Here is a 12706-nt window from a genome sequence, read left to right as displayed (position 1 = left end):
CGACACTTCGCCTCCGAGTCGTCGCGTCTTCACCATGGGAGCGTCCACTGGGTGGTGTGAGAGTAGCGATCATTGCAGAATCCTTCCTCCCCAACATGAACGGGGTCACCCACTCACTGCTGCGGGTCCTCGACCACCTGTCCGATCGCGGCGACGAGGTCCTCGTCATCGCTCCCGGCACCCGACGCGACGGACCCAAAGAGGTCTCCGGCGCGAAGATCGTCCGGGTCCCCTCGATCGCCCTGCCGAAGTACCGGCGCATCCGCGTCGCCCCGGGCGGCGTCACCCGCATCCGCCGCCTCCTCGAGCGGTTCTCCCCCGACGTCGTCCACCTGGCCAGCCCCTTCGTCCTCGGGTGGCGCGGTGTGCTCGCCGCGCAGAGCCTCGGTCTGCCGACCGTGGCGATCTACCAGACCGAGGTCCCCGCCTACGCCGCCCGCTACGGCATGCACGGCATCGAGGCGGTGCTCTGGACCCACGTCCGCAACCTCCACCAGCACGCCTCGCTCACACTCGCCCCGTCGTCGTACACGATCGATCAGCTGCGCAGGCTCGGCGTCGCCGAGGTCGACCACTGGGCGCGCGGCGTCGATTCGACCCGTTTCGACCCGTCCCACCGCTCCGAGCAGTGGCGACGGTCGGTGGCACCGAACGGGGAGCGGATCATCGGCTTCGTCGGCAGGCTGGCCGCCGAGAAGCAGGTCGAGGACCTCGCGGTGCTCGCCGACATCCCCGATGCGAAGCTCGTCATCGTCGGTGACGGTCCGTGGCGGGCGAAGCTCGAGCGGCTCCTGCCGAGCGCCCACTTCACCGGGTTCCTCGGCGGCGACGCACTCGCCCAGGCGGTCGCGAGCTTCGACCTCATGGTCGCCCCCGGCGAGCTCGAGACGTTCTGCCAGACGATCCAGGAGGCCATGGCCTCCGAAGTCCCGGTCATCGCCCCGGCCCGCGGCGGTCCCCTCGACCTCGTCGACTCCTCCCGCACGGGATGGCTCTACACGCCGAAGGATCTCCCTGCCATGCGTGCCCACGTCGTCGACCTCCTCGGCGACGAGGCGAAGCGTCGGGCCTTCGGCATCGCCGGCCGCGAGCAGGTCCTCAGCCGTTCGTGGAAGAGCGTGTGCTCACAGCTCGTCGGCCACTACTCGCGGGCGATCGAGAACCCGGCCCCGCAGGTGATGGGTCGCAGCTTCACGGTCCTCTCCTGGGCCGGTGCCGAGGGCACGACCGCCCGCTGAGAACCCTCCTCGCGCCGAGCCGGACACTTCGCGCCGGGACCGACGCTTCTTAGTGTCGGTCTCGACGGTCTCGGTGGCTCAGGGCGTCACTTCCCCGTCCATTCCGCGACGGTGAGGACGTCGGACTGCCACGGGAAGACCTCCTCGGTGAGCACGCGATGGACCTCCGGGTCGGGATCGGCGCAGGCATCGGAGAGCACCGTGACGCCGAAGTCGAGGTCGGCGGCCTGTCGCCACGTCGCAAGCACGACACCGCGGGTGGCCACGCCGGTGAGGACGAGGTTCGTCGCCCCGAGGCCCGCGAGGACGGTGGCGAGGTCGCTGCCGGAGAATGCGCCGACGCGGCGCTTGGTCACGAGCGGTTCGTCCTCCTTCCGGCCGAGCACCTCGAGGATCTGCGTCGAGTCGCTGTCCTCGCTGAGGTCGCCGAGCGCGGCGATGCGCTGGAACGGCGAGGTCTCTGGCAGCTCGGGGTACCCCGGGCGCAGGGCCACCCGGACCCACACGACGGGGATCCCGGTCTCCCGGGCGTGGGCGAGCGCTTCGCGCACGCGGTCCATGATCGGGGCCTCGGCGAGGCCGCCGGCGATGCCGTTCTGGAAGTCCATGGCGAGCAGGACAGTGCCATCGGTCATGATTCGCTCCTCTTCTGCAGGTCAGGCGGCCTGCATGCCCGAGGATACCCCTCCTGCGCGACGCTGAGGCGAACGTCAGTCGACGATGCCGCGGGCGTCGAGCGCCCGCCCGGTGTCCTGCGCGTACTTGACCGAGCGGAGGATCGCGGGGACGACCCGCGCCTTGAGGCTCGTCTCGAGGCCACGGGCGCGGGCTGCCCGGTCCGCCTCGGCGAGCAGACCCGAGAGATGGGAGATCGCCCGGACCATGAGGCTCGCCGTGAGCGCAATGACCTCGGGGTCGACGCCGAGGCGGCGCAGCGGGGAGACGATGACCGCGAAGGCGTCGAGGAGCTCGCCGATCGTCGTCGTCAGGGTGAGCAGGAGCGCCGCCTGGACGCACGCGAAGACGGTGCCGGCGACGACGAGCCCCGCCTCGAGGGTGCCGAAGAGGTACTGGAGTCCGATGACGATGGCGACGAGGACCGCCGCGTAGGCCCACGGGATGAGGAAGCGGCGCAGCGGGAGCCGCGCGCTCAGTCCGAGGACGACGAGGACGACGAAGATCGACCAGTTGACGACGCCGTTGCGGAAGACGAGTGCGGTCAGCCCGATGACGGCGATCGCCGCGAGCTTCCATCCCGTCGGCACGCGGTGGAGCCACGTCGACGTCCGCACGACCCGGCCGAAGAGCTGGGGACGCGTTCGGATGCCGGTGCGCCTGCCCGCGCGGCGGCTCGGCGTCGGCCGCGAACGCGTCGGGGGAGCCTCACTCATGGGTCTCGCTCATGATGATCTCCCGGTAGGCGGCGACCGCCTCGGCGGGGGTGGAGTCCCAGGCGATGCGTCCGTCGTCGACGACGATCGCGCGGTCGGCGATCGAGGCGAACTCGAGGTCATGGGTGGAGAAGACGATGCGCACCCCGCGCCGCTCGACGAGGTCGGCCAGACGGGTGCGCAGGCGCTCTCGATTGCGCAGATCGAGCAGGGTCGTCGGCTCGTCGAGGACGAGGATCTGCGGGTCGACGGCGAGGACGGCGGCGAGCGCGACGAGCTGACGCTGGCCTCCGGAGAGCTCGTAGACGCTGCGGTCGGCGAGTTCGGCGATCCCGAGTTCGTCGAGGACGGTCAGTGCCGCCGCCCGCCGCTGCCCGCGGGGCACCCGCCTGCGCAGGGAGAGCTCGATGTCCTCGAGCGGGGTGGGCATGACGAGCTGAGCCGCCGGATCGGTGAAGACGAACCCCACCCGGGCACGCACCTCGGCGGGGTGCCTGGCCGGATCGAGGCCGTCGATGAGGACCTGCCCGGCGCTTGCGGTGACGAGGCCGTTGAGGAGCTGGAGCAGCGTCGACTTGCCCGAGCCGTTGGCGCCGATGACGGCGACCGAGGGTTCGCTCAGCCGCAGGTCGACGCCGTCGAGGATCGACCGGTGCGCCTCGCCGTCGGGGGTGTCGTCGATGACGCCGACGGACACCCCGGTCAGGGCGATCTCCCGGACCCCCGCCTCGGCGGACGCGGCGGACCCGGCCCCTGCCTCGGCGGGCGGAGGGGAACCGGCAGAGCGCTCGGGTCGGCGGCGCAGGATCACTGCTTCTCCGGCACCTGGGGGCGTGCGCCTCGGCGACGGAGGATGTCGGGGAAGGCGCGGTGGATGAGGAGGGCCACGGACACGGAGAGGACGGTCTTGACGATGTCGCCGGGCCAGTAGATGAGGTCGGCTGCGGCGGCGACGCCGAGCGGGAGGTCGCCGTTGATCGACATCCCGAGGATGCCGAGGGGATGGACGATGAGCAGGCTCGCGGCCAGGGCGCCGACGAACATCGCGGCCCACAGGCGGCCGCCGCGGAACCGGCGCAGCGCCCAGCGGGCGGCGAATCCGGCGGCGAGCGCGTAGAGGGTGAAGGCGAGGATGTAGCCGGCGCTCGGGCCGGCGAGGACGGCGATGCCCCCGCGCATCCCGGAGAAGATCGGGAGTCCGATGAGGCCGAGGACGACGTAGAGGCCGGTCGCGGCCGCAGCCCGCCACGGTCCGAGGACGAGTCCGGTGAGCGCGATCGCGAAGGTCTGCAGGGTGATCGGCACCCCGAGCGGGCCGACGGGGATGGGCGGGAGCATCGCGAACGCGGCGATGAGGGCGGCGAAGACGGCGATGAGGGCGATGTCACCGGCCCGGCTCGCGGGCTTGGGCGAGACGGATGCCGCCGAGGCGGGGCTGGACGATGCGTGTGTCATGAGTTCTCCGTGGGTCGGGTCTGGCCCGGGTCCCACCCGGGCTGACCCCACCCTAACTGAACACCGTTCAGGAGTTGTCGGCGGGGCACAGTTCGCGCCCCGACTCCTTGGACTCCTGAGCGGTGCTCACTCCCATTCGATCGTGCCCGGGGGCTTCGAGGTGACGTCGAGGACGACGCGGTTGATGTCGTCGACCTCGTTGGTGATCCGGTTCGAGATCACCGAGAGCGTGTCGTAGGGGATCCGCGTCCAGTCGGCGGTCATCGCGTCCTCGCTCGAGACGGGGCGGAGGACGACGGGGTGGCCGTAGGTCCGGCCGTCGCCCTGGACGCCGACGGAGCGGACGTCGGCGAGGAGGACGACGGGGCACTGCCAGATCTCGGCGTCGAGGCCGGCCTTCGTCAGCTCCTCGCGGGCGATGGCGTCGGCCCGGCGGAGGATCGCGAGACGGTCCTCGGTGACCTCGCCGATGATGCGGATGCCGAGTCCCGGTCCGGGGAACGGCTGGCGGGAGACGATCGCCTCGGGCACGCCGAGCTCGCGGCCGATCGAGCGCACCTCGTCCTTGAACAGGGTGCGCAGGGGTTCGATGAGCTGGAACTGGATGTCCTCGGGCAGACCGCCGACGTTGTGGTGGCTCTTGATGTTCGCCGTGCCCGAACCGCCGCCGGATTCGACGACGTCGGGGTAGAGGGTGCCCTGGACGAGGAAGCCGATCTCCTCGCCCTCGTCCTTGGCCTCGCGGACGAGTTCGGCAGCGGCCTGCTCGAAGGTGCGGATGAACTCGCGGCCGATGATCTTCCGCTTCTCCTCCGGGTCGGTGACCCCGGCGAGCTGGGTGAGGAACCGCTCCCGGGCGTCGACGGTGACGAGCCGGACGCCGATCGAGTCGACGTAGTCGTTCTCGACCTGTTCCCGCTCGCCTTCGCGCAGCAGTCCGTGGTCGACGAAGACGCACGTGAGCTGGTCGCCGATGGCCTTGTGGACGAGGGCGGCGGCGACCGAAGAGTCGACTCCGCCCGAGAGCGCGCAGATGACCTGCTTGTCGCCGACCCGGTTGCGGATGAGTTCGACCTGCTCGTCGATGACGGACTCGTTCGTCCAGTCGGCGTCGAGGCCGGCGACGCGGTAGAGGAAGTTCTCGAGGATCTTCTGCCCGTTCTCGGAGTGGAGGACCTCGGGGTGCCACTGGACGCCGGCGAAGCGGCGCTCGGGGTGCTCGAAGGCCGCGACCGGGGTGTCGGGGGTCGAGGCGAGGACCGTGAAGTCCGCGGGCGCCTCGGCGACGGAGTCCCCGTGGGACATCCAGACCTTGTAGGCGTCGGGCGTCTCGGCGAGCAGCGCCCCCTGGTCGGCGACGGTGACCGGGGTCGACCCGTACTCGCGCTTGTCGGTCTTCGCCACCCGTCCGCCGAGGCTCGTCGACATGAGCTGGAAGCCGTAGCAGATGCCCATCGTCGGCACCCCGAGGTCGAAGACGGCCGTGTCGAAGGGCGGGGCGGCCTCGTCGTTGACGCTCGAGGGTCCACCGGAGAGCACGATGGCCACCGGGTTCTTGGCCGCGAACTCGGCCGCCGGGGCGTCATGGGCGATGATCTCGGAATACAGTCCCGCCTCGCGGATCCGGCGGGCGATGAGCTGCGCGTACTGCGCGCCGAAGTCGACCACGAGGACAGGAGGCACCTGTGTGCTCTGGGTTTGCGTCATGCGCCCAATTCTAGACGGCGTCGGCGCACCTCCCGAACCGCGGGTTCGGGCGCACTTCGACGCCTGCTCCGAGGCTCGATGCCGGGACTCGGCTCAGCTCTTCGGGGCGGGTCTCAGCTCTTCGGGGCGACGACGACCGCTGCGGCGAGTTCGGCTTCGACCTGACGGTGGATGCGGCGTTCGAGGATGAACGACATCACGGGCACGACGCCGGCGAGCGCGAGGACGAGGTAGCGGCCGAGGCTCCAGCGCATCTGCTGGTTGAGCCAGAAGCAGCCGATGAGGTAGACGACGTAGCACCAGCCGTGGCTGATGGCGATCGCGGCGGCGAGGTTGAAGTCGCCGAACATCAGCGCGGTCTTCGGGTCGGCGGCGATGAGGTACTTGTAGATCATCTCGACCGTGAGGATCATGAGCATGGTGCCCGTGATGATCGCCATCACACGGTAGAACTTCAGCGCATTGCGCGCCGAGGTGAAGCGCTTGACGCTCCACACGTTGGCCTCATCGATCTCGGGGCGGGAATCGAGGTTCGGGTCGTCGCTCACGCTTCGGGTCCTCCGGTCGGTGTTCTCTGGTCTCGGTGCCTGCGCGGCTTCGTCCCGCCGTGCCGGTGTGCGGGCAGTCCGGTGAGCCCGGACATCACCTCGGGGTCGATCCGCGACTCGCCTGCGGGCTTGACGACGACGTACTCGACGTCGCCTGTCGAGCCCTGCGGATCTCCGTCGCCGAGGCGGCGGCCGAGGTAGTCGTCACGGAGCAGCTGCCACCACATGTAGAGGGCCATCGCTGCGAAGATCAGCCATTCGATCGCGTAGACGGCCGACTGGATGTCGAATCCGCCCTCGTCGCGGGTCGTCGTCGTCGGCACCTGGACGAGTCCGCCGGTGCCCACCGAGGCGCCTGCGCCGGCCTCGGTCTCGGGAATGAGGAATCCCGAGTAGGTGAGGAGGTCGGGGAAGAGGTTGATCAGCTGCGAGGTCGAAACCGTGCGCACCTGCCCCTCGGGCAGGTCCGATCCGGGTTCGGGACCCTCGACGGGTCCGATCCGGGCCTCCATCTCGACCGACCCCTCCGCGGCACGGGAGTTCATCGCCGTGGTCTCATCGGTGGTGAAGCCGCGCACGACGGGGATGGCGATCGTCTTGCCCTCGGTGTCCGCGACCGCTCCCTCGCCGAGGCGGGCGCCGTCGGGAGCGAACATCGTCACCACCCAGTAGCCCTCCTGACCGTCCTGGACCCGTCCGGGCAGGACGACCTGGGCGTCGGGCAGCCACCGGCCGGTCAGCGAGACCCGCTGGTCGGCGAGGATGCCGGGCATCGGCGCCTGCGCGCCCATGACGTCGTTGAACGGTTTGAGCTCATCGACGTCTGCGGCCGCGACGACGTCGTTCTTGTGCTGCGCCCGGTCGACCTGCCACGCCGAGAGGCCGACGAAGCAGCTGACGAGGACGAGCACGAAGAGCAGCGACCCCAGCCATTTGGGAGTGAGGGCCAGACGGAACAGATCAGACCACCGATCCAGGCTGGTAGGGCGAGACGGTGACGTCGACGCGCTGGAACTCCTTGAGGTCGACGTACCCGGTGGTCGCGAGCGCCCGGCGCAGAGCACCGGCGAGGTTGAGCTCGCCGATCGCCGTGCGCCCGGGGCCGAAGAGGACCTGCTCGAGGCTGCCGACGGTGCCGAGCTCGACGCGGTGGCCGCGCGGCAGCTGCGGGTGGTGGGCCTCGGCGCCCCAGTGCATCCCGCGCCCGGGCGCCTCGGTGGCGCGGGCGAGGGCGGTGCCGAGCATGACGGCGTCGGCGCCGACGCCGAAGGCCTTGACGATCTCCCCGCTCGTGCCCAGTCCACCGTCGGCGATGACATGGACGTAGCGGCCGCCGGACTCGTCCATGTAGTCACGCCTGGCGGCGTGGACGTCGGCGATGGCCGTGGCCATGGGTGCGTGGATGCCCAGCGTGCGCCGCGTCGTCGCCGCCGCTCCCCCGCCGAAGCCGACGAGGACGCCGGCCGCACCGGTGCGCATGAGGTGGAGGGCGGCCGTGTACGTCGCGGCACCGCCGACGATGACGGGGACGTCGAGTTCGTAGATGAACTGCTTGAGGTTGAGAGGCTCGGCCTGCGAGGAGACGTGCTCGGCCGAGACGGTCGTGCCGCGGATGACGAAGATGTCGACGCCGGCATCGACGACGGTCTTGTAGAACTGCTGGGTCCGCTGCGGGGTCAGGGCACCGGCCACGGTGACGCCCGCTTCGCGGATCTCCTCGAGGCGGGCGGTGATGAGGTCGGCGCGGATCGGCTCCGAGTAGAGCTCCTGCATCCGGGCGGTCGCCATGTCACCGGGCAGCTGGGCGATCTCCGCGAGCAGGGGGGCGGGATCCTCATAGCGGGTCCACAGGCCTTCGAGGTCGAGGACGCCGAGGCCGCCGAGCCTGCCGAGGGAGATCGCGGTGTCCGGGGACATCGCGGAGTCCATGGGAGCGCCGATGAAGGGGAGATCGAAGTGGTAGGCATCGATCTGCCACGACAGGGAGACGTCCTCGGGGTCGCGCGTGCGACGTGCGGGGATGATCGCGATGTCGTCGAGCGAATACCCGCGACGACCGCGCTTGCCTTTGCCGATCTCGATTTCAGAACTCACGCGCACAGCCTATCCCACCGGGGCTCAGCCGGGTCTCAGGCAGCTGTGAGGCTGGAGCGGTGCTCGGGACTCGCGTGGGCCGCGTTTCGGGGGCCGCGCTGGGGCCAGGCCGGGATCGCGCCGGGGCCGCGCTGGGATCACGCTGCGGCCGCGCCTTGGCCCGCTCGCGGCCGCGCCGGCGCCTCCCCGAGGAGGATCCGATGCGATTCTGAGCCCGGTTTCGGCTCGGATCCACCTCGTGGGCACCGCTGCGGGTAGGACGTGCGGTGCAGCGGAGGACGTGCGGTCACAGGTGCGACGTGCGGTGAGAGGTACGAAGCGCAACCCGCGGTGTGACGCGTGAGACAGGGCGCGGGGCACGGATGGCAAGGCGGACGACGCAGCTCCAGGTAACGGTGCGGGCTGGTTCTCAGGGGACGCGGTCGGCGGCGACCGCCTCGGCGGCGGAGGCGAAGGCCCGCACATGCGGTAGGTGCGCCTCCCGGTCGCGGACGTGCATGACGACCCGGCGGACGGGGACGGGATCGGTGAGGTCGACGGCGGTGAGACCGGCGGGCAGGTGGACGGTCGAGAGCCGAGGAAGGACGGTGATGGCGAGGTTCGCGCCGACGAGGGCGAGGGCGGCGTCGTCGTCCTCGGAGGCGGCGAACATCGTCGGTTCGAACCCGGCGGCGGCGCACGCGAGTTCGACGACGCGGCTCGTCGGCCCGCTCCACAGGTCGTAGTCGACCCACCGTTCGGCGGCGAGTTCGTAGAAGGGCACGGACCCCCGCTGTGCGAAGGGATGGCGGGTGGAGACGACGACCCGGTAGTCGTCGTCGAAGAGCACCGTCCGCGACATCCCCGGCAGGTGCACCTCCTCATCCTGGGGGACTTCGTTGCGGATCTCGATCGTGCAGTGGCTGCGCCGGACCTTTGCGGGCTCGTTGAGCTGGATGTCGAAGCGCAGGTCCTCATGCGCGAGCGCGACGGGGGCGATGATGTCGGGCAGGAGGACGGCGTTGAACGAGGTGAAGGCCGCGATGCGCATGCGTGGACGCGAGACCGTGCGGTAGCTCTCGACGAGGCTGTCGAGGCGACCGAGGCCGGTGAAGACGTCGGCGGACTCCTCGGCGAGCCTGCGACCGAGCTCGGTCACCTCGATGCCCCGGCCCGATCTCCGATAGAGCGGGGCGCCGACGGCCTTCTGCAGCGTCGTGATGTGCTGACTGACGGTGGCCGGGGTGTAGTTGAGGCTGCGCGCGGCGGCGACGACGGAGCCCGTCGCGACGACGGCCCGCCACACGCGCAGACGCTGGAGATCCCACATGGGAGACAGCCTATCCGAGAATCGTTCGGTTCGGCCTGATGATCATTCGTCAATGATTGCTTTTCCTGACGCGTGACATGGGTGAGAATGATTCAGGCGCGGTCGACGACCGCGCCCATCCCCGCAGCACCCCTCGCCGCACCAGTCGCACCACCGCACGTTCCGCACCACCATTCGGAGGAGTCCCATGACCGGTCCTGAGCTCATCACCATCGCCGGAGCCGCCACCGTCCTCGCCGTCACCCCCGGACCCGAGACGATCCTCACCGTCAGGCTCTCGGCGCTGCGCCGCAAGGCAGGGCTCATCTACTCCCTCGGTTCGGCCACGGGCATGACGATCTGGATGGTCGCGGCGCTCACCGGCATCTCCGCACTGCTCACCGCCTACCCCTCGGCGCTGCTCGTGCTCAAGATCGTCGGCGGTGCCTACCTCTGCTTCCTCGGCGTCCTCGCCGCCCGGCAGGCACTGCGGATCCGCTCCGAGCTGCGTGGGGCTCCCCTCGGCCCGGTCGGTGAGATCGCCGCGGCCAGCGACGACATCGTCTCCGACGGCTCGCTCGTCGAGGCCCCGGTCACCGCCGGACACCCGTGGGGCCAGCTGCGATCGGTCATCTCCTACCGCCGCGGCCTGCTCTCCTCCCTGAGCAACCCGAAGGCGGGACTCTTCTTCCTCGCCGTCATGCCGACCCTCGTTCCCGCATCCCCGGCGGGCACCGACTACGTGCTCCTCGTCGCGATCGTCGTCGGCCTCCTCCTCGCCTACCAGATCATGCTGGCTCTCATCGCCGGTCTCGCCGCGGCCGCCCTCCAGCGCCGCAGCACCGACTTCTGGATCGAGGCGGTCTCCGCAGGCATCCTCGTCGTCATGGGCATCACCGTCGCCGCCCTGCCGATGTGACGCAGGCTGCGGGGCACTCACCCGCCCGCCACGGGGCGCGGGCCAGCCACTCGCAGCACCGGACCGGCCCAGCCACGCGACCCTGCCGCTCACCTGCCCGCCGCGTTTGATTCACTTTTCGCCCGATCAGTCGGTTCGGAACCCGACCGGTCTGGCGGAAAGTGACTCGTATCGGCAGGCACACGACGGCGCCGGTGCTCGAGATCGCTCTCAGGCACCGGCGCCGTTGACAGTGCAGTCGCTCAAGTCAGCCGAGCGGTGTCCGCTCCCAGCAGATGGCACCGAGAGCGGCGTCGACTCACCTGCTGTGGTTGGGACCGTCGCCCAGCGGGCCGTCACTGAACGGTCCGTCGCCCACTCCCCCGCTTCCGGAACCAGCGCTGCCGACACCACCGCTGCCGGGGCGACCGCCGAGCGGGTCGGCACCAGGCGTGCTGCCGGGGGTGCCGCTTCCGGGCGTACGGCCGAGGCCAGACGCCGCACCGGGTCGGCCGGCGGCACCGGGGCGATCGGCCGACGCGTCACCGGTCGCGGCGTCGACCGCCTCGGCGGCCTCATCCTCGACCTTGTCGAGCAGCCTGGCCGCAGCGTTGCGGCCGCCGAGGCCGAAGGCGAGCGCCGCGGCAGCCGCGCCGCCGATGACGACAGCGCCGAAGGCGAGGTTGATGATCGAATCGGCGATGCCCATGTAGCGCAGACCCATGGCGATGAAGAGGGCGATCGCCGAGTAGCGCAGCACCTTGCTCGCGATGCTGTTGGTGATGAACCGCCCGATGATCCCCGCGATGAGGAAGCCCGCTGCGATGATCACCGCACCGAAGAGGACGCTGCCGCCGAGGGCGAGGATCTCATTGAGGATCCGCGTGATCTCCGGGAAGCCGAGCATCCGGGTGGCCATGATCGCGAAGAAGATCATGATCGCGATCTGGACGATCTTCGTGATCACCGCGGACGCGCTCGTGCCCTCGGGGACGATGCCGATCGACTCGATGGCCCGGTCGGTGCCGACACCGCGGAGGATCTCCTCGAGGAGGTTGCCGAGGAACTTCGCGATCGCGAATCCGATGGCGAGCAGGATCGCCGCGGCGACGATGAGCGGAATGGCGTTGAGGAACATCTCGAGCATCTGCTGCGCAGGGCCGGAGATCGCGGCGATCCCGAGCACCTGGAGTGCGGCGATCGAGACGACGATGATGATGATTCCGAAGACGACGTTGCCGACGAGGTTGGAGATGCGGGCGTTCGCCTCGGCCTCCGGTGACCGTCCCATCGACTGACCGGGGTGACCCTGACCCTGGTGACCCTGTTGCGGGTGACCCTGACCCTGGTAGCCCTGCTGCGGATGCCCCTGCGGCGGCTGTCCGGGCTGGCCGTGCTGCATCGTCTGGCCGGGACCCGGCTGACCGAAGCCCGGCTGGCCCCGACCCTGCTGACCGGGGCCAGGCTGACCGGGACCCGCAGGACCGCTCTGCTGGGGTCCGCCCTGCTGCACCTGGTCGAAGGCGGCGGTCTGCTGTCCGGGTGCCTCACGACGACGGAAGCCTCCGTCGGAGTCGGCGACGCTGACGGCGCGGTCGCCGATGGAGCGGAACTTCGCGGTGATCTTCGTCAGGTCGACGGCGCCGAGCGCGGTGACGACGAGCTGTTTGGCGATCTTCGCGAAGACGTAGCCGATGAGGAAGATGAAGCCCGCGCCGATGATGTTAGGCAGGAAGCTGAAGATCCCGTTCGCCAGACCCTGCAGCGGCGTGAGCACCTGGTCGAGGGCGAAGAGCTGGAGGACGGCGATGAGGCCGAGGATCCAGATGATGAGCCCGGCGATCTGACCGACGGATCTGCCGACCTGCTGCCCGTTGTGCCCGTCTCTCTGCAGAGCGGGGACCTTCGCCACGAGCTTCGCGATCGCCCATTTGACGATCGAGGCGACGATCCAGGTGACGATGAGAATGACGATTGCAAGGCCCACATTGATGAGGACCGGCCATATGTCCTGCATTTCCGTTGTCTCCTTCGGATGCTGCGACTAACAAGGCGTCTTTGTCACTTGTTATTTCGGAGCCTATTCC

At 69.9% G+C, this 12706-nt stretch carries 12 protein-coding genes; 2 read left to right on the top strand and 10 right to left on the bottom strand.

What is annotated here, in order from left to right:
- The first annotated feature begins 56 nt into the window (after nucleotides 1-56).
- A complete protein-coding gene (locus tag BC102111_RS13885; RefSeq protein ID WP_197907868.1) occupies nucleotides 57-1238 on the top strand; it encodes a glycosyltransferase family 4 protein in 1182 nt (393 codons plus the stop codon).
- Nucleotides 1239-1324: 86 nt separating this feature from the next.
- Here the strand turns inward: BC102111_RS13885 and BC102111_RS13880 are convergent, their stop codons facing one another.
- From BC102111_RS13880 to BC102111_RS13840, 9 genes are all read right to left on the bottom strand, one after another.
- Nucleotides 1325-1873, bottom strand: a complete 549-nt coding sequence (locus BC102111_RS13880) for a cysteine hydrolase family protein (RefSeq protein WP_063249363.1) — start codon at nucleotides 1871-1873, stop codon at nucleotides 1325-1327.
- Nucleotides 1874-1948: 75 nt separating this feature from the next.
- Complete coding sequence (locus tag BC102111_RS13875) at nucleotides 1949-2629, bottom strand: CbiQ family ECF transporter T component (RefSeq protein WP_101624639.1); 681 nt, start codon at nucleotides 2627-2629, stop codon at nucleotides 1949-1951.
- Nucleotides 2622-3440, bottom strand: coding sequence for an energy-coupling factor ABC transporter ATP-binding protein (locus BC102111_RS13870; protein ID WP_082834880.1), 819 nt, complete (start codon nucleotides 3438-3440; stop codon nucleotides 2622-2624). The genes BC102111_RS13875 and BC102111_RS13870 overlap by 8 nt, the downstream gene beginning before the upstream one ends.
- Entirely contained in the window at nucleotides 3437-4084 is a 648-nt protein-coding gene (locus BC102111_RS13865) for a biotin transporter BioY (protein WP_009376164.1), read from the bottom strand. Before BC102111_RS13865 ends, BC102111_RS13870 begins: the two co-directional genes overlap by 4 nt.
- A gap of 126 nt (nucleotides 4085-4210) precedes the next feature.
- On the bottom strand, nucleotides 4211-5791 hold the full coding sequence (gene guaA / locus BC102111_RS13860) for a glutamine-hydrolyzing GMP synthase (protein WP_063249367.1): 1581 nt from the start codon (nucleotides 5789-5791) through the stop codon (nucleotides 4211-4213).
- A 113-nt stretch (nucleotides 5792-5904) separates the two neighbouring features.
- Nucleotides 5905-6339: a DUF3817 domain-containing protein gene (locus BC102111_RS13855; RefSeq protein WP_009376168.1), complete on the bottom strand. Its 435-nt coding sequence runs from the start codon at nucleotides 6337-6339 to the stop codon at nucleotides 5905-5907.
- Nucleotides 6336-7250: an SURF1 family protein gene (locus BC102111_RS13850; RefSeq protein WP_095376424.1), complete on the bottom strand. Its 915-nt coding sequence runs from the start codon at nucleotides 7248-7250 to the stop codon at nucleotides 6336-6338. The genes BC102111_RS13855 and BC102111_RS13850 overlap by 4 nt, the downstream gene beginning before the upstream one ends.
- A gap of 49 nt (nucleotides 7251-7299) precedes the next feature.
- On the bottom strand, nucleotides 7300-8433 hold the full coding sequence (locus tag BC102111_RS13845; RefSeq protein ID WP_009376170.1) for a GuaB3 family IMP dehydrogenase-related protein: 1134 nt from the start codon (nucleotides 8431-8433) through the stop codon (nucleotides 7300-7302).
- Nucleotides 8434-8842: 409 nt separating this feature from the next.
- Complete coding sequence (locus BC102111_RS13840) at nucleotides 8843-9742, bottom strand: LysR family transcriptional regulator (protein ID WP_009376171.1); 900 nt, start codon at nucleotides 9740-9742, stop codon at nucleotides 8843-8845.
- 187 nt (nucleotides 9743-9929) lie between these two features.
- On the opposite strand from BC102111_RS13840, the gene BC102111_RS13835 reads away from it, so the two are divergent.
- Nucleotides 9930-10640 carry a LysE family translocator gene (locus BC102111_RS13835; RefSeq protein WP_063249370.1) on the top strand — a complete coding sequence of 237 codons (711 nt, stop codon included), beginning with the start codon at nucleotides 9930-9932 and terminating at the stop codon, nucleotides 10638-10640.
- A 298-nt stretch (nucleotides 10641-10938) separates the two neighbouring features.
- Here BC102111_RS13835 and BC102111_RS13830 read toward each other — a convergent pair whose 3' ends face one another.
- On the bottom strand, nucleotides 10939-12636 hold the full coding sequence (locus BC102111_RS13830; RefSeq protein ID WP_101624638.1) for a mechanosensitive ion channel: 1698 nt from the start codon (nucleotides 12634-12636) through the stop codon (nucleotides 10939-10941).
- Nucleotides 12637-12706 lie beyond the last annotated feature (70 nt).

It is taken from the genome of Brevibacterium casei CIP 102111 (assembly GCF_900169275.1).
GTDB lineage: Bacteria > Actinomycetota > Actinomycetes > Actinomycetales > Brevibacteriaceae > Brevibacterium > Brevibacterium casei.
Note: the sequence above shows the minus strand (reverse complement) of the source record. Positions and strands in the feature narration are given on the sequence as shown.